Genomic DNA, 22,721 nt, shown 5'->3' with positions numbered 1-22,721 from the left:
AACAAAGTCAACGAATTGCTTCCCTGGAATTGGAAGGCGAACCAACGGTCAAAGGCCGCCGTTGCTGCCTGAGCGCTTCGCGGTAGTCATCGTGCCTGGGGTGCTGGCCGGATGCGTACCCATATGCAGCACCCGCCAGCAAAGATACAGCGATAACTGAGACTGCTAGTGTTGTGCCCGGTCGCTTTTGCTTTGGAGGATTGCCCGGCTTTGTTGTCGCCAGAAGCTTTGCTTTCCGGTCTGCGAATTCTTCATCGGTAATCACTTTTCGAGCTCGCAGTTCGTCGAGTTTCTCAATCTCTAGCGCAATGTTTGCAACTTCTGACATCCCTTAAAATCCTCTCGCTTATTGAATCGCAGCCGCTCGTTCAGTTCCTTACACCCAGCAGGAAGGACTCCGTCTTATTGCTCGCGGGTGTCGGCATACAGCCGGGAACGTAAAAGCCCGGATAGAGGACAATCAGAACGTCGGAGTCTGTCGGCTGAAGTGCAAAGCGTCTGGTATCGCTCATGCATCGCTTCTGGTAGGCGACCAGCACGCGCACTCCATCCATGATCTCAGGCATAGGATCGATGCCACGATCTATCTGACTGTCGGCTCTCGCAGCATACTCATCCGCATAAACACCGAATAATGCAGTCCATAAGAATGCGGCATCAAGAGTGTCGCGATCGAAGGATAGGCTGGCTCGGCACTCATATCGTCCGCGTGCCGGATTGTAATCGACAGTCCTCGCTGTCAACGAGAACGATCGGAAAAAGCTTCGCATTCCGAACAGCGTTTGGCGGCGTAATTCGAACATCGCACTCCACGCCGATTTTTTTGTCGCGCTGAACTCAGATGAAATGCGCTCTTGCTTGATCCTGACTGAATTCTCTTCGAGCACTTCATCCGTTGCATTGGCCCAAGCCTTCGAATTTTCGAAGCCCATGCCGGAGCACTTTATGGTGCTCGCGCATTTCAACCGCTCTTCCAGGCGGTCGATGACCTCTCTGTCTTCGCAGGTCGGGGAAGCCGAAGCGTTTGATATCCAAAGCCATGGAAAAAACCAAAGTGATATCAAAGTATTGCGTCTAGGTCTCATTCTGCTTATCCCCACAACTGGACTTGGCGTGCGGACCAATTATGTGGCTTTAAGACCGAGTTTCACAAGACGTGATTTGCAATGGTTAGGACGGATTTCGGTTTTAAAGCCGTGGGGCACAAACCCACGAAGCGGTTGTCTAAACCATGGACATCCGCCAGCTATTTGCCGCGAATCTGCGCCGCATCCGGCATGAAAAGGGCCTTTCCCAAGAGGAATTGGCCTATGAGGCGGACGTCGATCGCGCTCACGTAAGCAAAATCGAGCGCAGTTTGACCTATGTGGGTCTAGAGATTGTCGAGAAATTTGCGAGGAAACTAGGCGTACCGCCGGACGCATTTCTGAAGCCGTTAAGTCGGACATCCGACAAGAAGCCAACGGAGAAGCCGTCGGGTCGGCGCTTTAAAAGGTAATCCAGCGTTTATGTTGGACGGGACCGTATGACTTCGCCTGCTAGTGCTTATCGCTAATGGCCGTGGCTACCGGCCGCGTTTGCCGAATTTCATATCTGCTTTCGAGTGTAGAGCTGACACCGTAACTGCCAGTGCCCAAGTCCGAAATTGACCCGAAGCGGATATTTTCGGCATTCTACACCTACCGATTCACGCTCTAATAAGACTGGCAAATTACGTTGATCCGATTTTGCGGAACAACTCAGTTGCACCCGTGGGCGCGGCCTATGGCGGCAGTGGTGCAGTCGTTCTCGGCACCATGTTCGGCTTGTTCATCTATCTGCTACCGGCCTTTATTGCGTATCAGCGTTGGCATGCGAACAGGCACGCTATTCTCGTTATCAACCTTTTCTTGGGCTGGTCGATTATTGGCTGGCTTGGAGCGTTGATATGGTCGGCGACGTCCGCGACGACAAAATCGACCACAGCAGTCATATTCGTTGGAGCGATTTGGGCGACAAGCGCGACCTTTTCGTCAGATGTGCCGGCTCAAGAACTCTATCCGAACATTACGCGCGAACACATCGCAGCCTATCGAGACCTTGGGGACAAAGCGTACCTTTGCGAGAGCCAGAAAATCTTGAATGCCAAACTGCCAGAAGCCGATGACGCCAGATTGCATCGCGCAATCTATCTTGCCGCTGAGAACGCTAAGATCGATCGTAAGGCGATAATGGATGATCCTAACAGTTGGCTCAAGAGTGCCGAATACCACAAGATCTGGGATGCCCTGGAGTTTATTCACTACCCTAATCGGCCAACAGAAAGGGTTGCCGGAGGGTTGCGCTACACGATGACGGAATCCGAATGGCTGAGCGAGAAGCAACGCCAGCTCCAATTGGCCACCCAGTGGTGCACGTCAGTAGCGAGGCAGCTTAGAGCCATGCTTCAGATATTGGATGCGCTCCGTTAAACTTGGGAAAGGCGACTATCGCGGTGCGTCAAACGGCTCGGCTCGGTAGCCAGGTTGTCGCAACGCGGTTCGCCTGGGCTTCCCCCGCAAAGTGGCGATGCGACGCGCAGAAAGCGTCACGATAGCTCTAGAGGGCGCCTGGATCCTTGCTCGGGTCCGCCGGTCGCGCGCGCCATTCCTACTCGTCACGGAGATGATCGCTCACTGAAGGCAAATTGCGGCCACGCGCGCGCCGGTGTAAAAAGGCAACCCTGCGCTCGGAATGCAGTCGCCAATACCTGAAACGATCTTAGTGAGTCGTCAGAACTGGTACGGACCAAGGTGGCCAGTCGAGCAGCGGCCATCCAGAAGCATTGTTGAGCCCTACGTGAGCTTGATCACCCCGGAATTCAAGGCGTCCGTGAGCGACATCGGAGGTGTTCCTGTAATTTCGGCAATGAGGTCGTTCGGTTTGAAAGGCTCCTTGAGATGCGCGGCGACTGCGGAGATATGACCGGCCATGTCGCGGCTGATGCGCACGTCATGCTTGGTCAATTCCAGAATTCGGTCATGCCATTCGGACTGCGATATCGTCCTGTGCCGGACGCTTTCACCGAGAAAATCGCTTATGGCGGCTGCGACCTGCGATTGGGTATACGGTTCAGGCGAGCCGGGATATACGGCGGTTTGATCGCCGAACTTTTCCGGATGGACCAGCGCTTCCACTGCAAAGCGGGCCACGTCCTCTCCCGCCAGCCAGTTCACTGGAATATCGGTAAACGCGTTCAATATGGCGCGATCGCTTTTGATCTCCGATCTGTGGAGCAATTCGATGTTCTCGAAGAACACGCCTGCGATACGCAAGCTCAGACACTGAACACCGCTAAAGCCGATGATTTCTTCCGCCAGCCACTGGGCGCGGCCAAGGTGACTGGGACTCATAGGGGTCGCGGGGGCCATCGACATCACCACCACCCGTTTCACGCCAGCCGATCTCGCCGCCGAGGCAAAGCTCGCCGCAGCTTCAATAATGCCGCCGGCGATAGGATAGGTGAAGTACGCGGTCTCAATGCCGTACAGCGCCGCGATCAATCTTTGTCGATCAGTTAGATCACCGATGACGACCTCGGCCCCAAGCTTTTCCAGATCATCGGCGCGGTCGTCGCGCGTCCGCGCCAAAGCGCGAACAGGGATCAACCGGTCGAGCAGCGACCGAACCACCATTCGGCCGGTCCCTCCGTGACGTCCCGTTCCTCCGACGACAAATATCGGCACTGAGTGTTTCATCGGAACCTCTTCGATCGCTTGATTTATGATTCAGTTCGATTGACCGCTCATTCCGGCATCGGCGCCGGTGAGCGATCTCATCACCTACCGATGTCCGCGAACGACTTCGGTCGCGCGATCAGATCGTCGTAGACCGGCTGCTGACGCTGTGTCATCGCATCGATGCTCGTGAGGACGTCATCGGGTTGAAATATCGCGGCGCCACACATGATCGCATGATGCAGGGCATCGTCCGTTGTATGACCGTAGTTGTAGTTCAGCATCTGCTTCGATCCCCATACGGCAAGCGGGGACTTCGCTGCTATCTCTTTCGCGACCTTGGCGACGGCCAATTGCATCGCTTCGGTTGTTTCAAAGACCTCGGAAACAAGACCGAATGCTTTCGCTCGATCGGCGGTTAACTTCCGGCCTGTGAAGGCCATCTCTCTCGCTATTCCGTCAGGGATGAGCCGCGGCAAACGTTGAAGGGCACCGATATCGTCGGCAACTCCGACCTGAATTTCCTGGATCGCAAAAAATGCATCAGCCGTGCAGTATCTCAGATCGCATGCCGTAAAGAGATCCAGCCCTGCTCCCAGACACGCTCCCTGCGCGGCGGCAATGACCGGCACAGGCGTGTTCGCGATGGATGTGATCACCGCCTGCATCTTCCGCCCTATAATAAAAACACGAACCCGCTGCCGGCCCGCCTCGGCGGCGGGCGGAACGACCATTTTCGATATGAATGCGGTGTCGATCCCCGAACAGAAATGCTTTCCGTCGCCCGCGAGGACAATGGCGCGCACGGCCGATGCATCCCACGTCTTCTCAAGGGCGATCGGGAATTGATCCCAGAATTCACCCGTGAGGCTGTTTGAATAGTCTGGGCGCGACAACGTAACCGTCGCAACCTGATCCTCGATTTCTACCCTAAACGGCGCTTCGGACATCGTCTGCTCCCGGAGTTTAAGTTTGGATTGATGCCAAATTTTTTACTGTATATGCAGATAAATTACTGTATATGCAGCTAAAGGATGCCGTCAAGGCGGCATGACTTTTGCCGCTGTCAGACATTGTCCAGAGCGAAAGGCCGATTGAATGAACTTCGAGCGATTTGCAGCCGCCGGAATACGGACTGTCGCTGACATTATTTCTTATCAGGCACAGCGGCAGTCTGGTCAGACCGCTTTGAGCTTCGCAGGTACGGGCAGCACTTATAAAGAGCTGAACCTATTGTCTAATCGTGTTGCGAACGGACTTGCCGCTATGGGAATTCAGCCCGGCTCGCGGATCGCAGTCTTGGACAAAACAAGCGATATTTTCTTCCAAGTATGCTTGGGCGCAGCAAAGGCCCGCGCGGCGTTGGTCCCTGTCAATTTTAGGCTTGCGCGGCCCGAACTGCAGTTTTTGCTTAACGACTCCGAAGCGGAGATTTTATTTGTGGGCGACGAATTTGCCGAGGTTGCGCGTCAGCTCCGTCCGTCGCTACCTGCCCTCAAGCAGATCATTTCGATGTCCGACTATGCGCGATGGCGGGATGCCAATGCCGATACACAGGCCGCCGCGAATCCGCAGGAGGATGATGTCTTTCTGCAGATCTATACCAGCGGAACAACGGGTAATCCCAAGGGCGCGCAGCTCACTCACAAGAACATGCTCGCCTCGTTGCCCCGTGCCGTGGAGGCATTCGGCGAATTGAAAGAGTCAGACGTTCTGTTTATTGCGCCGCCCCTGTTTCATGTTGCTGGCTGCGGAACGGGAATTCTCGGATTCCTCGCCGGTGCCCGGAACGTGATCGTTCAGGACTTCGTTCCGGCGGTCATATTGGAAACGATGAAACGTGAAGCTGTTACCGTCGCTCTTTTTGTTCCCGCCATGATTCAAGGCCTTCTGGGCGCAATCGAGCCGCAGGTCGCCGATCTCCCCGCGCTTCGAACCGTCGTGTATGGCGCCTCACCCATGCCCAAGGCATTGCTGGTAAGAGCCATGCGCGCATTTCCCGCCGCCGGCTTCGTGCAGATATTTGGCTTAACGGAAACGACGGGCGTGATTACTGCCTTGAGCGCGGATGATCACAAATCTGCCGCCCTTCAGAACGGCGCGTCCTGCGGAAAACCGCTGGACGGCGTGGATTTGAAAATAGTCAATAGCAAGGGCCAAGCTATGGCTACGCGCCAGACTGGTGAGATTCTTTGCCGGTCTCCTCAGGTGATGAAGGGCTATTGGAAACTACCGACGGAAACCGCCAACGCCTTGAGAAGCGGTTGGTTTCACACCGGCGACGTGGGCTACCTGGACGACCAAGGTTACCTTTACATCTGCGACCGTTTGAAGGATCTCATTGTATCCGGGGGCGAAAATATCTACCCTGCTGAAATTGAGAGTGTTCTTTTAGATCATCCGCTCGTTGCTGATGCCGCCGTTATCGGCGTGCCGGATCCGCACTGGGGAGAAGCGACCAAAGCGATCATTGTGGTGAAGCAGAGCGATATCTATGACTCAGCGTCCGTTCTGGATCACTGCCGCCAGCACCTCGCAGGCTACAAGGTTCCAAAATCGGTGGACGTTCTGGAATCTCTTCCGCGAAATTCATCTGGAAAGATCATCAAACGTGAACTGAGAAAAAAATACTGGGAGAATATGGATCGGCAAGTCAACTGATCCCAGTGCCGCTGGCCAACTCTCTTGAATGAAAAGGCACATGACCAAAAAAATAGAACTCGTTGCCGAGGACTTTGCACAGTGTATTTGTCTAGGCTTGCGCAAGGGTGCGCGACAAACCACGCAAATCTACGATGAGTTCCTTGCCCCGTCGGGTATTCGCATTACCCAGTTTGGGTTGCTCGCCCATCTGGAAATCAGCAAGGCTCCCCTCAGCGTGTCGGCTCTGGCAACTGAATTGAGCATGGACCCTACCACGCTGAACCGAAACCTGAAGCCTCTCGAAAAGCGCAAGTTGGTCAGAATGATCACTCATGATCGCGACCGTCGGTCAAAAATAATTGCGCTTACATCTTCCGGGCGCAAGCTGCTTTGGCGCGCGGCTCCACTTTGGAAAGCCGCTCACGACCATGTTTACGAACTGTTGGGCAAGGCGGAAGCGGCAGCTCTCTCCAAAACGCTGGATGTTTCGCTCGCCCATTTCAAATCTAGATAAGCGGAAATCGGACCAGCGGATTTTTCGCGCGGACTTAGGAATGCCCAGTGCTGACTGACCGATTCTCTGACAACCAGCCCTAGGCGGCGAGGTCCAGAATTTTTAGAATGTCAGAAGCGTCGTGCTTTTCCCGCTGACCGAGCGGGTATCTTTCCGTCATGGTTGTTCGAGCGATGATCTGTAAGTTACTTCGATCAATCCCCAATTCGGAAAGCCGACGCGGAAGACCAAGTTTTTGAAGAAGCCTCGAGATGCCAGTTGCAGCGCTCATACGCCTAGTGCCGATCTGCTCACCAATCAGCTTCTGCGTGTCCCGTGTCTCTGACAAAGTATGGTCCAATAAAGCTGGAAGCAGTGGGCCTGACGAGAGATGATGAGGAATACCGAAATTATTTTTCAGCGCGCCTGCGATGGCGTGAATAATACTAAATTTCATTGAGGTGTGCATCCCGAAAGAAGCAAGCCACGCCCCGTAGAGGCAATGTCGTCGCGCATCTACATCCTGAGGGTTTCTCCTTAATTCAACTAAACCGAGTCGCGTCAGTCGAATTCCCTGAAGCGCAGCGCCATCCACGAGTGGGTTTCCTTCCGGAGAGAGAATGGCACTGATTCCTTGTCCGATTGCGCCCATGCCTGAGCCAAACCACAATTTTTCGGGCGTATGTAAGGTTACTTCTGGATCTATAACGGTTACGTCGGGCATGCGGCCAATTTGAAACGAGGGGCCTGTCAGCTGAGGGCTATTTTCAAGCCATGCAGTTTGTGCGCTATAAGCAGTCGATGAAAGAGTTGTCGGTACCGCAACAACGCGTATGCGCACCGGGCTATTCTCGATTTCAAACAAAGGCAAATCGGCGTCGTAATCGGGTACAAGCTGCGCCTCATCACGTCGCTTTGCGAAACCAGACTGAATCGATAATGCAACGATTTTCGCCGTGTCGATTATTGTGCCGCCCCCGACAGCTACAATAAAGTCCGCGCGTGCGTCGGCCGCGAGAACTGTCGCTGCCTTACAGTCTGCGAAGCTACCAAACTTATCAATGGTTTTGACGTGGCGAGATCCCAAGGCAAGTCGCAACTCTTCTACTGCCTGGGTACCTCTATTGAGCGAAGAGCTCGCAAAAACTAATACTCTCTTTGCGTTTGCACGTTCGACTTCAGAACTTACGGCATCAACGCACGGAGTACCGAATATTATTCGGTCCATCGGCGGGAATTTGAATGATCCAGTTATGCGCATAATGCCGAGAGGGATTGAAACGATTAAACGCGAACAACGCTTGAGATAGCCGATTTCGTAAACAACTGATCGACGAGTATTTTTCGCCTTTCCAATACAGCCTTTTGGTTGATGTATGTTTTGTCGGTTATCTCCCCTGCTGCCAATGACGGGGGCTCGCTAAGCAACATGAAAGCTGCGACGCGTCCGCTTGATCCTTGAGATCTATTATAGTTTTTTAGCGCGTCGCGCACAAAACTTCGCAATCCCTCGTCCATAGCCAGTTTGTCGGGATCATTCTTGCTTGACGGATCAGATAAGATTTCGTCGGGTACTTTTGGGTTTGGCCACGCAAGGATTGCAACCTCTTCATGATTTTCTCCGGCTACTACGACATCTAGCAAAGTTGGCGAGGCCGCATGGATAAGCGCGAGCCTTACCATTCCAACCAAGACCCATGTACCCGTTGCAAGTTTGAAATTTTCAGAGACACGTCCTACAAATTTTAAGCCCATCTCGGGCTTAGTTGGGTCTGTGAAAGCTACGGCGTCCCCGAGGCGGAAATACCCGTCTTCATCGAAGGCGGCTTTGGTAAGTTCCGGAGAATTCAGGTAGCCCGGAGTAACGTTTGGGCCAGCGACGCGAAGTTCAAATCGCTGATCATCAAGAGGCAAGAGCTTCAACGTAACGCCAGGGACCGGCAGCCCTATCTCGCCCGCATGCTCACTTGGCCAATGCGTAACGCAAACCGTAGGTGCGGTTTCAGTTGCTCCATATCCAGACATCACCGGAATCTTCTTGCCTATCGTGGCAAGTGCTATTTCTTGGAAGATGTCGATCTGACCATCAGCAACTGCCGAACCTCCATATGAAACACGGCTTATTCTTAAAAAGAAGGATTGTCTGAAACCTGCGTCAGAGCGCAAGGCCGCGATGAGTTGCGTGAAGCCTGCCGGTACGGTTTGTATAGAGGTAGGTGATATGGCCTTAATATTCTCAATCGATTTAGCAAATCCTTCTTGCGTCGGTCGACCGTCGTCGATGTAGAGAGTGCCGCCGTTCTTCAAGATAGAGTTTAGGGTGGCATTGCCCCCCATGGTGTGGTGCCATGGCATCCATTCCACCTGCACCGGGTCGGAAACAGCAGGTGCGACTAACGCTGACATCGCAACGGAAGCACAGAGCATTTTTTGAGTATTGATCACGCCTTTGGGCTTACCAGTCGATCCTGAAGTGAAGAGAATCTTCGCCACAGTATCGGGTCCCACCGCCGCAAAGGCGTCTAGGAAAGCCGCTGTAGTTTTTGTCAGACAGATTTCTTCAAAAGAAATGCACTTTGGATCTGGAACAACGGAAACCCAGGGCACTGAGTTAAACTCAGGCAGAGATCGCGCTGTCGCGGTTTTCTTGGCGTCTTGTGAGAACACTAATGCCGGGCAAAGTACGGCACCAATTTCGCGGAGCTTTTCCAAGCCTCCGGACATAAAACTATAGTTCGGCGAGATTGGTGCTACCGGGACACCCACGGCAAGCCCGGCAAGCATCATTACCGCATGTTCTATAGAATTTCCGGTCAGAATGGCGATGGGTCGGCCTTGCCCAAGTTCGATGTCGAGAAAATACTGCCCGACCGATTGCACGAGTGCCCAAGTCCGAGAATATGTGATCGTTTCCCACGACCCTTGGTTGGAACGCTGTGCAAGGAAAATGCGGTCAGGCTCGTCGCTTGCCCAAGTCCGAAGGTATTCGCACAGCGATCGCTCGTACGTTTCTAACTTAATCGGGGAATTTAAAAAGATTGTTCCGTCGCTGTCGCGAGACAGCACCACCTCACGCGGCGCGAAGTTTGTTTCGCGATAAATGCCATCAACCACTCAGTCGCTCCCGGGCGTATCGCGGGTACTCTAAAAGCTTCGCGTTCGACTTGACAGTGTTAAGATGAGGATGCATTCTGATCTTAACGGCGTCAAGTAAAAAAGCGCTGACTAGGTAGTTGAAGCGTTTCAAGCCGAGGACGTTGGAAATGAGTCTTTTAAAAGTGGGTTCCGTCATCACACTAGTGATGACAATTTTGTCAACGGGTCGAAGTGTTGCCAATGAGACGCCAGGTGTAACCGACACCGAAATCAAGATAGGTCAAACAATGCCGTACAGCGGACCTGTCTCGGGTTTCAGCATCGCGGGCAAGGTGCAGTCGGCGTATTTCCGTATGATAAACGACAATGGCGGAATCAACGGACGGAAAATCAATCTAATCTCTCTTGATGACAATTTTTCTCCGCCGAAAACGGTCGAACAGGTCAGGCGCCTCGTCGAAAGCGATGAGGTTTTGTTGATTTTCGGCTCGCTCGGTACGGCGACCAACGCGGCAGTTCAAAAGTATCTCAACACTAAAAAAGTGCCTCAACTATTTATCGCGTCAGGCGCGTCGAGGTGGCAAGATTATAAATCATCGCCATGGTCCATGGCGTGGATTCCGTCATATCGCACGGAGGCCAGGATCATGTCTAAGTATGTGGTGGAAAAAATTCCAAACGCGAAAGTCGCAATTCTTTACCAAGCAGACGATCTTGGAAAAGATTACCTAAAAGGCTTTGAAGAAAATTTCGCGGGCACGTCTGCAACCATTGTGAGTAAATTGTCTTACGACGTAATGGACCCGACTGTAGACTCTCAAGTTGTTTCTTTGGCAGCATCCGGAGCAAACGTATTCTTTAATATCAGCTCGCCAAAATTCGCTGCGCAGGCCATCAGAAAATCCCGTGAAATCGGATGGGTTCCGACGCAGTTCTTGAGCAGCATTGCAGTTTCGATCGCCGCAGTGCTGCGCCCCGCGGGCTTAGACAATTCCACGGGGTTAATGTCGCTCGCCTATACCAAAACCACTTTTGATCCTCAGTGGGAAAATGATCTGGGCATGAAGGAATATCTCGCCTTCATGGCCAAGTACTTACCGGAGGGTGATCTCGCCGATACGACAGCCATTATGGCATATTCAGCGGCTCAGACGATGGTCGAAGTGCTGAAGGCCTGCGGCAACGATTTGTCGCGCACAAATGTGATGGCAAAAGCAACGAGTCTAAAAAATCTGACGCTACCGTTGCTACTCCCGGGAATCTCAATTTCTACGAGCCCTACAGACTACGTCCTCATCAAGAAGGAACAGATGCGACGTTTCAACGGTAAAGGCTGGGAGAGTGTGGGCGAACTAATTGAAGAGTAAATTCCAGATTTTCAAGCTCCGTTGAGCATCCGTCTTATGTGAGGAAATGATCTATGGCTCGATTCGACATGCGAACACTCGGCGCCCGCGAGCGCTACAATTTAATCACTGGTACAGTTGTGCCAAGGCCGATAGCCCTCATAACAACGACTAACGAGCAGGGCGAGGTAAACGCCGCTCCCTTTAGCTTCTTCAATGCACTCGGGAGTAACCCGCCTATTGTTGCCTTTTCCCCCGGAACGCACAGTATCAATCCGCTTCGCGTGAAAGACACGCGCGCGAACGTACTAGCAACGAGGCAGTTTGTTGTTAACATGGTCACCGAAGAGCTTGCAGAGCCCATGACGATAGCTGGCGCGGCCTTCCCATCAGATAAAAGCGAAATTGATGCAATGGGAATCTCGCTATTGCCCTCTCGCCAGATTAAGCCTCCGCGAATAGCGGAATCTCCCGTCAACCTAGAATGCGAGCTTATCGAAGCTCTCGACATTGGACGTAACAAGGTTCTGTTCGGCGAAGTTGTGGAGATGCATGTGCGGGACGACTTGATCGATCTCGATCGAATGTACATCCATTATGATCGGCTTAATTTTCTCGGCCGTATGCCGGGGGGGAGTGGGATTTATTCAAAGACCCGAGATTTGATGATTTTGCCCCGGATCACTTACGAAGACATAATGGCTGGGAAAAAGATATCAGATATCTCAACAACCGTGTTGCCAGAAGAAGTCGAAACGACACAGCGACTTGCAGCGGACATCGACGCGATAATGCCACCAAGAAAAAAATAGCTTCACGTCGGTTATTTTCTTTTATCAAGCGCCGCGAACCGCAGATCCAAACCGTTGAGGAGAACGTCGGTTGCAATTGAGATCATGACCGTATGACTGATTGGAGCCATTGGCATCGGTATTTGGTGACTAATAATCAGATTAGCTAAACCATGCTCAACGGACCATGCAGTTGCAGTAGCAAGCGCAGTGTACTTCTTGGGCCAGTTAGCATTGAGTACAAACTGTTCCACGTCCGAGGCGAACACGGCATAAGATTCCAGAGCCAGGCGCGCCAAATCTGGGTGTTCCGATCTATCGAGCGTTGGTCCGAACATAAGTTGAAACAAGCCCGGGTTGGCGATCGCAAACTTTACATATTCCTTGATATGTTCGCGTAGTCGGGCCCGAAGGTCGGGAATTTTGTGAGAGGACTTTCGTCTCAAATCGGTAAGCTCTTGGAAGCCCACCGATGCGATCGCGGCAAGTAATCCCGCCTTGCTGTCAAAATAATGAAGTGGCGCGGTCTGCGAAACTCCGACCCTGCGCGCGGTCTCTCGCAGGCTCAATTCCCCTATGCCTGATTCCTCAAGAAGCAGCCGTCCTTGTTTGACCAAGGCGGCGACAAGTTCTCCGTGATGATAGGACTCACGAACCGAGGGATGCTTTTTTGCGTCGGATGATGGCCGTTTGCGTCTTTTTTCATTCTGCATGTTTGACTGTTTGAAACTAAAAGCTGCGACACGATAGCAGCATGCCTGTTATGCAAAGGGCCTAGAGGCTCAGCCTATTCACAACTGTACAGCGCGGCAATCGATTTAAGTCGTTTGTCTATCACGGGCATTTCCAATCCACTATTCGAATGCCTCGACATCGCCAATAACTTCTACAATACCGCGGTAAACTTGACAGCGTTAAGATTCGTGACCTATGTTTTATGCAGCAATAGCTAGGGTTAGTTTCGCTCTGTCCGACGCAGGGGAGATAAAATGTCCAATCCCTTCCTTTTGGGTGGCTTCGCACCAGTTGAACAAGAGTCAGATTGTCAGCAACTTAAGGTGATTGGTGAAATTCCCGCGCAACTTCGCGGCACTTTCGTACGCAATGGACCGAACCCGATTGATCCTTCGCAAGATGACTGCTGGACGCTAGATTTGTGACGTTTGTAGCTAGCGGTCGCAATAGCCCGATGAGTTGCGAAACGAGATGCCGAGTTAGGATCGCGCGTGGCGCGACAACGTTTTGATCAAACTGAGGGTCAGATGCATCCCAGCCTGCTCGACACCCATCCTTTTTCGCCCGTTCAGTCCGCGAGGCTCAGCGAATGGGCGCGGGCGTCGCGCCCTGGTGTCCGCTATGTCGAGACAGATGCCGTCCACTTTCGTATCCGCGAAGGCGGTACCGGCGGCCCGGCCGTCGTGTTCTTCGCCGATGGCCCGAACGCACTGGAGCATCACGATCCGGTTTTTGAGAGACTTACCCAATGGGCTCAAGTGATCTTGGTCGATCCTCCGGGCTTCGGGTTTTCAGCGCCGAAGCCGAACTTCGATTTCACGCTTCCTGCGTTCACCGACAGTTATACCCAACTGCTGTCGTCGCTTGGGGGGCCGTTTGTGCTCTGCCCAACCTGCACGAATGTCTATCCTTGCGCGCAAATAGCGGCGAAAAAGCCTGAATTGGTCAGCCATCTCATTATGATGCAGGCGCTCGAATGGGAGCAGGAAAAAATCTGGACGGGCAAGATCATCGACCCCGCCGGCGATCTCGGCAGGCCGTTTCTCGGCCAGGAGCAAAATTACCGCACGCGCGCGGAGATACCAAAGACGTGGTATCCCATGGCGCTCGGCGCGCCTGAGCTGGCGGAACCGTTCCTCAAGCAGTCATGCGAATGCTTAGCGCACGGCGGAAGCTTCTGCCTAGCATCGCTGATCCAGAGCTGGTTCGGGCCGGGTATCGACGATCCATCGTTTCCGGCCTTCACGCAGCCGGCGCTCGCCGTCTGGGGCATGAACGACCGCTCCCACCGGAGGAGCGATAAACGCTCGTTGTTGAAAATCGCACCACATGCGCGATACATCGAGCATGAAGGCGTCGGACATTTTCCGGAGATCGAGGACCCGGCGTGGTTCGACGTCTTGCTGAAAAACTTCGTGCGCGACGGCGCGTAACGTTCAACGACCGTGGAATACGCGGCTATCCCCCTTCGACCAACAGTTTCAGGTGGTGTACGACTGGTCTTCGGATTAAGCCGGTCTCTTCGTTTATAGCGAAACATGACCCCGAGAACACAGTCGTGGTCTTGGGATTGAGGAAATCCGAAAGCAAGCAACGTGACCGGTCTCTCGCGCTCAGCGACGATCTTTACTGGCAAAAACAACGTGAAGGAAAAGGTGATTACGATTTATTTCTCCCCATCGTCGAATTGGACATCCCATCCGTTTGGGACTCAATATTTTGGTTAGATCGACCGAAAGCGTTAGACGCTGTAACGCTCGAGCAATTGTATCGAGGAGCATCGGGAGAGTGCCCTATAATCAAATCCCCACAAGCGCCGCCGTGTGCTTCCGGTCGTTTCGGTTGTTGGACGTGTACAGTCGTTCGCAACGACAAATCGGCTAGAGAGCTTATAGCTGCCGGATATTTGGAGCTTCAGCCATTCTTGCAATTCCGAGATTGGTTGGCTGAGTTTCGCAATGATCCGGCAAAACGGTGGAAGACGAGGCGAAACGGTGGAGCCGGCCTTGGGCCGTTCACAATTGCAGCTCGTCAGGAGATATTGAAAAAAGTGGATGATCTAGAAGACAGAACCGGAGCAATGATTGTCGATGCTGAAGAACGTGGGACAATTGCGGCTCTATGGACGATAGATCACTTTCCACGGTTGGCCTTCCGAGACGCGAAGCAATCTTCCTAGAACGTTGCCAAAACGGCCGAAAAACCATCGTTCTTTTTAAATCATAAACCAGCGTTTATGTTTTACGAACACGAGCTTGCTACGAATGCAGTTAGGCACGGGGCGCTCTCTCGGCCGGAATGGCGGATCACCATACAAGGCAGGATTCGATCCTGTGAAGCAGGTGAGCTGTTTGAATTCTCCTGGATCGAAAGTGGGGGACCTCCGGTGCAACGACCGCACAGGATTTGGAAGCTCAATTCTGAACGGGATGGCGAAGAGGTTCGCTCAACGTGCAGAAGCGTCCTACCGTTCGGGCTAGCCTGCTCTGAGCGTACACTCTACCCAAGAGCCGCGGATGGCGAATTCTCGAAAAGGATTTTGTTCGATCGAGCACGCTTGTAATCCTGCGAAGTACTGAGCGTCAGCAGGGCTTCGCAAGTGAAATCTCAAGTGTGATGCCGGCAATTGACTTCGCGCGAGCCATACAACGCCAGAGAAAATTTGCACTAAGACATTGGCGTATTCCTCTAAGCCCGCAACTCCGAAGTCAAATTTAGGCGACACCGTAACGAAGCGAGCGCGCAGCATAGGGCTCGTATATTTCTTCACGAGCAATCGACTGACCTGGCAAAAGGCCAGAAATGAATCTTCCTGCCTAAGGCCGAAAAGGCCGCTTTCTCTTGCATCTTTGAAAGCCAGCGGATCTAGGGCGGAAAATGTGCCTACGGCGAACGTCGAAAAATCCTCTCGCAGAGAGGCACTCTCGGTCTCCCATTGGGATTTTAGCTTCGACCATGACCGATCGATTTCTGTGATTGGGACCAGTTGCATGAGACACCTCAAACAAGCACCCCATGTAGCCACATTTTAGTACTGGATGGCAAAGCTCAGTTTGTATGGCTCTAAACTTCCCGATTTTGAACCCAGACCAACTCGAATCTTCCGGCATTTGATCGGCTGATCCTGGGCGAAAGAGGGACCACCCGCGCGGTTCGCGTTTACTACAACGGGAACTGCGAACACGCCAGTTCGTTGAATTGTCGATCATGCATCTTGTCGAATTGCTCTTACCTCTTCAGGACAACCGCGGGACGCCCTTTCCGAGAGGCCTCTTTAGGGCTGTTCAGGAACACCTGACCGACGCCTTTGGGGGCGCCTTTATCCGCGCTTCGGCCGAAGGGACCGCGCGGGCGGAGGGATCTCGAGAGAGACGAGCGTCGTATTCGAGGTAATGGCGAAAGAATTGGATCGTGATTGGTGGCGCAAATATCGCGCTCAGCTTGAAAGCACGTTCAAGCAGCGGAAAATCGTTATCCGGACCCACCAAGTGGCGTTGCTCTGAGCTAGGTGCTTCTAAGGACCGACGCGCGCACGTAGAAGGAACAGGGATACCCTCCAATGTGAAAAGCGCGCGGGCCCTGCTCCAAAACTCGCAGGCAGGCGCCGTGCCGCTCATTGCAGCTGATGAGCGGTACCTATAAAATCTGATTCCTTGCGGACCTCGACGCGGTGTTGCCAACCTTCTCGACCCCCCCTTCAAGCTGTTTGCCGTTAACCCCAAAGCTTTTTGTCCAGTACTTCTGCTCGAAGTGTTCGCTCAGGTTTATCCTCCTGCGATCGGCTTGGACCTTCTTTGCAAGGTTCTCCATTTTCGAATGTCTCCAGAGCCTCGATCAGCTGGTAGTCGTCGAGCACGTTGAAAAGCTCGTTGATGTCCGCTGAGGATTTCTAAAACCGGGCTCAACATATGCCGACAACACGAGCTGAGCATCTCTCACGGCTGCCGCAATGCGCTGTTCTGGGGTCATACGCTTTACTCCACGCTAGTCAGCTACAAACGGTTTTAACGTCGTCCCGTTCCCGCCCCGATGATTTGTCCGTGGACGACTCACCCCCACACTAAAATCGGGGCGGCTTGCATCACGGTCGCTGGTTGGAACCAAGGCTTCGATAGAAAAAGCCCGGGGGGGCCCCGGGCTTTATGTTGTCACAACTTTTTTAAGTCAATACAGCGTGCGCTCCTTGCGAACTTCATCAGCGGTATATGGCTTTGCAGCAGGATCAAAAGACTTCCAGCCAGACTTCTGCCAAGCGGTCCTCCGCGACTGCACGTCGACGGCGGAACGGTTCAATATAGCCTCGAGTTGCGCCCTGTTGGAATCGGGAACCCGCGCGGATACAAGTGTCCCGCCGCGTCGCACACCCTCGGAATAGGTCTCCGCGTCTTCTCTTGACACGCCGGCTTCCGTGAGTGCGCCGATAACACCACCTGTTGCAGCACCTGCAGCCGCACCTGCTGCTGTTGCCGCAAGCCAACCGGCGGCAACAACCGGTCCGATACCGGGAATCGCTAGCAAGCCCAATCCTGCGAGAAGCCCGGCTGTCCCGCCAAGTGCTGCGCCGACGCCCGCGCCCTTGCCTGCACCTTCAGCACGATCGTCAACACCGTCCCGGTCCTTGTCGACCTTGCCATTGTTTGAGTACCAATCGTCCGAATTGTTGGCGACGATGCTGATGTCCGAGTGGGGCACGCCTGCGGCTTCGAGCTCGCTCACGGCTTTCGCCGCTTCTGAATAGCTGTTGTAGAGACGAGAAATGGTAACAGTCATTTGAGTGAATCCTTATTTGAGAGGTCGATTACTGCGGATTGACGTTGCCCTGGAAATCTAGGCTCACATCCTTGACCGAGCCGCCCTTTGACCCCTTCCCGCGCCAGACTCCCGCATCATCTTTTTTGAGGCCGGATACATCCGTGTATCCCGCCGCTTCAATACGGCCCTTGGCCTGGTCCTCGGTGAAGCTGTTGCGCCCTTCAACCGGCTTGTCAGAATTATTTTGTCCGGGCGTGTTCACGGCGTTGTTGCTTGGGCCAGAAGCCGCAGGCGTTTGTGCGAACGCGGCAGTAGATACGAACAAGGCGGCAAACGCCGCGGCTCTAACGATTCTGTGTTTCATTCATTTGTTCCTTTGATTATCGCTCGCTGAAAACGAACGCGCGCCTGCTCCGGCTTGGGAGCCTTCAACTGATCGCTACAGCGTTTGTTCCGAGCTAAAGTCGCGCGACTGAATCTTCCGCTGCTTTCGAGGCCCGCAAGTCTCCGCCCAATCGCTCTCAGAAACTGGCGCGCATCACACGGAAGTGGTCTTTGTCGGGATGAACGACCAACATCTCGTGCTGCTGTCAGCGGCGCGTGAAGGATCAGAGCGCTCAACCGGAACGCATTGGCCTTTTGCCGATCCTGACTGAGCGTTGCAATGTCTTCCGGGACGCGCCGCGCGATCCTGCCGTCATCGAAATTAAGAGCGCGCCGTCGATCGTGACCTCCATTGCCCGCGATAGAACCGGAACGCCCCGATCGTGAGATTAATTCTCCCGCACGCCGCTCCGTTCGGCCCGCCCTCGTGCATCACCGCAAGGACGCGCGACACCGTGAGACGCGTGTTCAGCGCCCCCGCCGACAACGTTCGTAAAGTGATCGGAGATCAGACTGCCGCCGACCTTGCATGCGCGACGCGCGCCAACGCCGCGGCCACAAAAATTTCTTTTTTGATTTTGCAACCAGCTCAAGAGTAGCTTGTTGGCCGCGTGTTCGAAGCCAACCATGGAGAGGTCAGATGGCGAATGAAGAACGCGGCGGTTCTGGAAACTTTGCTAACGACCCGGAGCGCGGCGGATGCTGACGTGTCCTCACCGCGAGCCCAGAACCAAGCGGAGCTTTTCTGCCAGTTCATCTCTACGGTAAGGCTTGGTCAACAGTGGCAGGTTCGTTTCCACCACTTGGCTGCTTCCGGCGTCCCCCACATATCCTGACGTAAGCAAGACTTTCAGTTGGGGCCTTAGCGCTCGCGCTTCGGTCGCCAATTGCGCGCCATTCATGCCCCCTGGCATCACAACGTCCGAAAACATGAGGTCGATGCGTTCGGGGCCGTGTAGATGCTTGAGTGCCTCGCGCGCGTCACGTGCGACGATCACCTGGTAGTGCAGTTCTTTGAGGCTTTCCACGGCCATAGTGAGCACTTGCTCGTCGTCCTCCACCAGCAGCACGGTTTCACCAGTGGAGGCCCGCCTTAACGGCAATTGCGCCACCGAAGATACTTGATGTTTCGTGAGCCGCTCTTCTGATCGAGGAAGGAAAAGCTGGACGGCCGTACCCCGTCCTTTTTCCGATTCGATCGCAACGTATCCGCCGGCGCTGCGGGTAAACCCATAGACTTGGGCCAACCCGAGTCCCGACCCTTTGCCTACTTCCTTTGTCGTGAAAAACGGTTCGAATACGTGATCTAACGTCTCCTGATCTATCCCAACCCCCTCGTCGGTGACTTCAATTCGAACGTAGGCGCCCGGGCTCACTCCCTTTCCGGCTACTGCCTCCGGTCCCCAGTAAACGTTCTTGCTGGCGATCGAGATGGTCCCACCTTGGGGCATAGCATCACGCGCATTCACGACAAGGTTCAAAATTGCAGATTCGAGCTGCGCAGGGTCGGCGCGGACAGGATGAGCGCTCGGGTCAAGGTCGAGCTTCAGAGTAATGGAATCTCCGACGGCGCGTTCGGCTAAGCCCTTGAAATCGAGCAGCAGGCGATTTGGATCCAATACTTCCGGGCGCAACATCTGGCGACGGGAGAACGCGAGAAGCTGTTGCGTTAGCTGCTCACCGCGGCGGGCGGCAGTCATCGCCGCTTGTGCCAACCGTGCCACGCGTTCCGGCTGGTCTGGACGACGGCTGATCATGTCGAGGCCGCCGACGATAACCGTCAATAGATTGTTGAAATCGTGAGCAACGCCTCCGGTGAGTTGACCGATGGCTTCCATCCGCTGCGCCTGATGAAGCGCGGCTTCTGTTTGCCTGCGCTCGGTAATATCCATTAGGATTCCAGCCAAGCGGACCGGACGGTTATTCGCGCCGTGACCTATTCGACCCTTGGCTGCAACCCACCTCATCTTGCCGTCGCGATGATTGATACGGAATTCGGTTTCGAAAACGCCGCTTTGCGCGGCGTCTTCAAGCGCGGCTTTGACCGTTTTCCGGTCTTCATCAACTATGTGGGAGAGAAATTCGCGTGTGCTCCACGATGGAACCGGAGTCTCGTATCCGAAGATTTGGTCGTGCCTCCCGCCGCGGCGAGCAGAATCCTGAATCAAATCGAAATCCCAGGACCCCATCCCTGCCGAATCCAATGCGAATGCCAACGTTTCTTGCGCCTCGATCAACTCGCCGGTGCGCTGTTCTACGCGCTGTTCGAGAGTATCGTTCAGAGCGCTCAGCTCCGTGGAGAAGCGCTTTTGTTCGGCGAGGAGACTCTCGACCTGATACTGTCGCCGGCGTGCACGCAGCGCGGATTGAGCGGCACTCGCGAGGGTTTCGACATTGATAGGCCGCTCTAGAAGTATGACGTTCCCCAGTCGCCGGAGAAGGTCGGAAGAACTTTTTGAACGGTGGCCCGCCTGCTTGGTGGCGAGCGTTATGATTGGAAGATCGGACCAGGGAGGTTGGCGAGCCAATCCGTCAAGCAGGTCATCAAGACCAGCCCCCGCTAAAGACTCCTCAGTCAAAATGACACCGCCGACAGATTCAGTGGAAAGGCGATCCTGAAGGGTTTGCAAGGAAGTGCAGATGCTCGATTTCACTCCGTTTCGATCGAGGGCTTGGCGGATAACCTCAGCGTCTCTTCCGCGAGGTGCCAGTATTAACAAGGTTTCGTGCACGAAAAGGGCCCATTGATTAATTCGACTACGATTTCAACAGCGCTGTGTCGCCTTTGTAGGAGGGCAAGCCCGACAATACGCCTTCGAAGTCGCGTAGCGCCTCGCCAACCTCGAGACCGCCGGCTGCAAGCTTGAATTCCCTGATCGAGCGTTCGTGAGAACTCGTACGGCTTTTCACAACCGAAATGGCAGTACGAACCTCTGCCTTTGCTTCGAAGAATCGGAAAAGCAAGATCGTATCGCTGAGGTAGCTCAGGTCGATATCGTTGCGCATGTCGCCGACCAGTCCGTGCTGGCCAAGTATCAGCATGGTGGTGATGCCGGACTGATTGAGATAGTTGAGCAGTTCATGCATCTGCAGAAGCAGAAATTGCTCACCAGGCATCGCCTGCAGATAGGCATTCAGACTGTCGATACAGACGAAAGACGACCCACTCTCTTCCACCGCAACTCTCGCTCGACTGGTGAATTCGCCGGGCGAAAGCTCGGCTGGATCAATCTGCTGAATGTCGAGAACTCCACGCTCGATGTACGACGCGAGATCCATTCCGAGAGCTGCGCTTCGTACAAGTAGAGTTTTGATTCCTTCGTCGAAAAGAAAGTATGTTGCCTTCTCACCGCGATCGAGCGCTGCTCGAATACAGAACATCGCCGTCGTCGTTTTACCGACGCCCGAAGGGCCACTCAAGAGCGTGTTGGTTCCGGGCATTAAACCACCACCTAGGAGGCCATCCAGCTCGGCGTTGCCCGTAGACGACGCGTTCGATGAAAATGCAGCGCCGTGCTCGGCCGCGACGAGTCTTGGGAACACCGTGAGGCCACCGCGATCCAAAATGAAATCGTGATAACCGCCTCGGAACTTAATCCCGCGCATTTTGACAACGCGAAGCCTTCGCCGCTCCGCGCCGAAGTCTCGTGCAGCCTGTTCGAGCGAAATTACGCCGTGAGCGATGCTGTGCAGTTGAAGATCGTTGGGATCTGAGGTCCGGTCGTCGAGCATAAGGACCGTGCAATCGCGGCTCGCAAAAAACTGCTTTAGCGCTAAAATCTGGCGACGATAGCGCAGCGGATTCTGAGCCAAAAGTCTCATTTCCGACAGACTGTCGAAAACGACGCGTGAGGGCCGGAGCTCCTCGATGCGCTTCATCACTTCTCGAGCCGTTTCCCCCAATTCGACCTCTGATGGATGGAGAATCGTCTGCTCCCGTTCAGGATCCAGGTCTCCCTGGTTGACAAGCTCGAATAGCGATAGCGGCTCCAACGACCAGCCGTGCGTGGCGGCAACCCCACTAAGTTCTTCCGCAGTTTCAGAAAGCGTGATGTAAAGACCCACTTCCCCGCGGCGGGCACCCTCCAGGAGGAACTGGAGAGAGAGCGTTGTCTTGCCGGTGCCTGGTGTTCCTTCGACCAAGTAAACCCTGTGCTTTGTGAGGCCACCCCCAAGAATATCGTCAAGCCCGCTTATGCCGGTGGCAATGCGCGTTGGATCATCGGCCGAACGAGTCAATGCGGGCTCCTTTTTTGAATACATTGGCAAACGCTGCTACGTTGCCCAGGTTCCCCAGGCTTCGGGTCGAGCGAGCCGGGAAATCCTCACCTTGTAGATCGTCCGTTGTGAAACGCTGCCCCGCTCGCCCGCTATTTGCAGCAAACGCCGGGGAACCTTCGCGCGCCTTGTTCGTTCGCCCACGAAACGATGCAACGGAGGAAATGAAATGTCGAAGAAGAACGGTTCTCATAGCGAGCCGTACGTTTTGGACAAGAAGAATAATCGCTTCCCAACAAAAGGCACCCAGAACCCGTGGGGTCATCCCGGAGAGAAATCACACCCTAGCGAGCCAAACGCGCCCCCAAGCCGGAGCCAGACCAGTAGATTAAGACTATCAAGCGCAATAGAAACTGCGCATCGCAAGGAAGCGTGGATCAATGGGTTTTCTGCATATTTAGAAAACGCCATTTTGCCGATCATAGACGAAGCGTCATACTTTCTCGAAGCTCCGAAGTTAGCTTCAAAGAAGCCTTGGCGCATACCAGGCGATCGAGTTTGAATGGAT

The 22,721-nt window shown here is 54.0% G+C and carries 22 protein-coding genes; 10 read left to right on the top strand and 12 right to left on the bottom strand.

The window, feature by feature from the left end; all coding sequences use genetic code 11:
• Positions 1-7: 7 nt before the first annotated feature.
• A complete protein-coding gene (locus ACP7AL_RS06635; RefSeq protein WP_425989973.1) occupies positions 8-328 on the bottom strand; it encodes an SHOCT domain-containing protein in 321 nt (106 codons plus the stop codon).
• 40 nt (positions 329-368) lie between these two features.
• Positions 369-1,085 carry a hypothetical protein gene (locus ACP7AL_RS06630; protein ID WP_425989971.1) on the bottom strand — a complete coding sequence of 239 codons (717 nt, stop codon included), beginning with the start codon at positions 1,083-1,085 and terminating at the stop codon, positions 369-371.
• Between the two features lie 146 nt (positions 1,086-1,231).
• Here ACP7AL_RS06630 and ACP7AL_RS06625 point away from each other — a divergent pair, with 146 nt between their 5' ends.
• The 3 genes from ACP7AL_RS06625 to ACP7AL_RS06615 all read left to right on the top strand — a co-directional run bounded on the left by ACP7AL_RS06625 (position 1,232) and on the right by ACP7AL_RS06615 (position 2,658).
• Complete coding sequence (locus tag ACP7AL_RS06625) at positions 1,232-1,498, top strand: helix-turn-helix domain-containing protein (protein ID WP_425989969.1); 267 nt, start codon at positions 1,232-1,234, stop codon at positions 1,496-1,498.
• Between the two features lie 253 nt (positions 1,499-1,751).
• Positions 1,752-2,450, top strand: a complete 699-nt coding sequence (locus ACP7AL_RS06620; RefSeq protein WP_425989967.1) for a superinfection immunity protein — start codon at positions 1,752-1,754, stop codon at positions 2,448-2,450.
• A gap of 73 nt (positions 2,451-2,523) precedes the next feature.
• A complete protein-coding gene (locus ACP7AL_RS06615; protein ID WP_425990044.1) occupies positions 2,524-2,658 on the top strand; it encodes a hypothetical protein in 135 nt (44 codons plus the stop codon).
• 155 nt (positions 2,659-2,813) lie between these two features.
• Here the strand turns inward: ACP7AL_RS06615 and ACP7AL_RS06610 are convergent, their stop codons facing one another.
• Together ACP7AL_RS06610 and ACP7AL_RS06605 are read right to left on the bottom strand one after the other, a co-directional pair.
• Complete coding sequence (locus ACP7AL_RS06610; RefSeq protein WP_425989965.1) at positions 2,814-3,716, bottom strand: NmrA family NAD(P)-binding protein; 903 nt, start codon at positions 3,714-3,716, stop codon at positions 2,814-2,816.
• An 80-nt stretch (positions 3,717-3,796) separates the two neighbouring features.
• Positions 3,797-4,645 carry an enoyl-CoA hydratase-related protein gene (locus ACP7AL_RS06605; protein ID WP_425989963.1) on the bottom strand — a complete coding sequence of 283 codons (849 nt, stop codon included), beginning with the start codon at positions 4,643-4,645 and terminating at the stop codon, positions 3,797-3,799.
• A gap of 148 nt (positions 4,646-4,793) precedes the next feature.
• Here ACP7AL_RS06605 and ACP7AL_RS06600 point away from each other — a divergent pair, with 148 nt between their 5' ends.
• Both ACP7AL_RS06600 and ACP7AL_RS06595 read left to right on the top strand, forming a co-directional pair.
• A complete protein-coding gene (locus ACP7AL_RS06600) occupies positions 4,794-6,356 on the top strand; it encodes a long-chain-fatty-acid--CoA ligase (RefSeq protein WP_425989961.1) in 1,563 nt (520 codons plus the stop codon).
• A gap of 40 nt (positions 6,357-6,396) precedes the next feature.
• Positions 6,397-6,852 (top strand): MarR family winged helix-turn-helix transcriptional regulator, encoded by a 456-nt coding sequence (locus tag ACP7AL_RS06595; protein WP_425989959.1) that lies wholly within the window; start codon positions 6,397-6,399, stop codon positions 6,850-6,852.
• 79 nt (positions 6,853-6,931) lie between these two features.
• On the opposite strand, the gene ACP7AL_RS06590 is transcribed toward ACP7AL_RS06595, so the two are convergent.
• Together ACP7AL_RS06590 and ACP7AL_RS06585 are read right to left on the bottom strand one after the other, a co-directional pair.
• Positions 6,932-8,059, bottom strand: a complete 1,128-nt coding sequence (locus ACP7AL_RS06590) for an iron-containing alcohol dehydrogenase (protein ID WP_425989957.1) — start codon at positions 8,057-8,059, stop codon at positions 6,932-6,934.
• 56 nt (positions 8,060-8,115) lie between these two features.
• Entirely contained in the window at positions 8,116-9,945 is a 1,830-nt protein-coding gene (locus ACP7AL_RS06585) for an AMP-binding protein (RefSeq protein WP_425989955.1), read from the bottom strand.
• A 149-nt stretch (positions 9,946-10,094) separates the two neighbouring features.
• On the opposite strand from ACP7AL_RS06585, the gene ACP7AL_RS06580 reads away from it, so the two are divergent.
• The gene (locus ACP7AL_RS06580) at positions 10,095-11,294 is read left to right on the top strand and encodes an ABC transporter substrate-binding protein (protein WP_425989953.1); all 1,200 of its coding nucleotides are present in this window, start codon (positions 10,095-10,097) and stop codon (positions 11,292-11,294) included.
• Positions 11,295-11,347: 53 nt separating this feature from the next.
• On the top strand, positions 11,348-12,085 hold the full coding sequence (locus ACP7AL_RS06575; RefSeq protein WP_425989951.1) for a flavin reductase family protein: 738 nt from the start codon (positions 11,348-11,350) through the stop codon (positions 12,083-12,085).
• A gap of 11 nt (positions 12,086-12,096) precedes the next feature.
• Here the strand turns inward: ACP7AL_RS06575 and ACP7AL_RS06570 are convergent, their stop codons facing one another.
• Positions 12,097-12,777 carry a TetR/AcrR family transcriptional regulator gene (locus tag ACP7AL_RS06570; protein WP_425989949.1) on the bottom strand — a complete coding sequence of 227 codons (681 nt, stop codon included), beginning with the start codon at positions 12,775-12,777 and terminating at the stop codon, positions 12,097-12,099.
• A gap of 276 nt (positions 12,778-13,053) precedes the next feature.
• Here ACP7AL_RS06570 and ACP7AL_RS06565 point away from each other — a divergent pair, with 276 nt between their 5' ends.
• Positions 13,054-13,224: a carotenoid oxygenase family protein gene (locus ACP7AL_RS06565; protein ID WP_425989947.1), complete on the top strand. Its 171-nt coding sequence runs from the start codon at positions 13,054-13,056 to the stop codon at positions 13,222-13,224.
• Positions 13,225-13,326: 102 nt separating this feature from the next.
• Positions 13,327-14,232 (top strand): alpha/beta fold hydrolase, encoded by a 906-nt coding sequence (locus tag ACP7AL_RS06560; RefSeq protein WP_425989945.1) that lies wholly within the window; start codon positions 13,327-13,329, stop codon positions 14,230-14,232.
• A gap of 2,203 nt (positions 14,233-16,435) precedes the next feature.
• Here ACP7AL_RS06560 and ACP7AL_RS06555 read toward each other — a convergent pair.
• From ACP7AL_RS06555 to ACP7AL_RS06535, 5 genes are all read right to left on the bottom strand, one after another.
• The gene (locus ACP7AL_RS06555) at positions 16,436-16,609 is read right to left on the bottom strand and encodes a DUF3606 domain-containing protein (protein ID WP_425989943.1); all 174 of its coding nucleotides are present in this window, start codon (positions 16,607-16,609) and stop codon (positions 16,436-16,438) included.
• A 354-nt stretch (positions 16,610-16,963) separates the two neighbouring features.
• On the bottom strand, positions 16,964-17,569 hold the full coding sequence (locus ACP7AL_RS06550) for a general stress protein (RefSeq protein ID WP_425989941.1): 606 nt from the start codon (positions 17,567-17,569) through the stop codon (positions 16,964-16,966).
• Between the two features lie 28 nt (positions 17,570-17,597).
• Positions 17,598-17,915, bottom strand: coding sequence for a hypothetical protein (locus ACP7AL_RS06545; protein WP_425989939.1), 318 nt, complete (start codon positions 17,913-17,915; stop codon positions 17,598-17,600).
• A 733-nt stretch (positions 17,916-18,648) separates the two neighbouring features.
• The gene (locus tag ACP7AL_RS06540; RefSeq protein WP_425989937.1) at positions 18,649-20,667 is read right to left on the bottom strand and encodes an ATP-binding protein; all 2,019 of its coding nucleotides are present in this window, start codon (positions 20,665-20,667) and stop codon (positions 18,649-18,651) included.
• Positions 20,668-20,692: 25 nt separating this feature from the next.
• Positions 20,693-22,198, bottom strand: coding sequence for an ATPase domain-containing protein (locus ACP7AL_RS06535; RefSeq protein ID WP_425989935.1), 1,506 nt, complete (start codon positions 22,196-22,198; stop codon positions 20,693-20,695).
• A 184-nt stretch (positions 22,199-22,382) separates the two neighbouring features.
• Between ACP7AL_RS06535 and ACP7AL_RS06530 the strand changes: the two genes are divergently transcribed.
• Positions 22,383-22,715, top strand: a complete 333-nt coding sequence (locus tag ACP7AL_RS06530; RefSeq protein ID WP_425989933.1) for a hypothetical protein — start codon at positions 22,383-22,385, stop codon at positions 22,713-22,715.
• Positions 22,716-22,721 lie beyond the last annotated feature (6 nt).

This window comes from Afipia sp. DC4300-2b1 (genome assembly GCF_049895725.1).
Classification (GTDB): Bacteria; Pseudomonadota; Alphaproteobacteria; order Rhizobiales; family Xanthobacteraceae; genus Afipia; species Afipia broomeae.
This window is presented reverse-complemented; position numbering and strand designations above follow the sequence as displayed.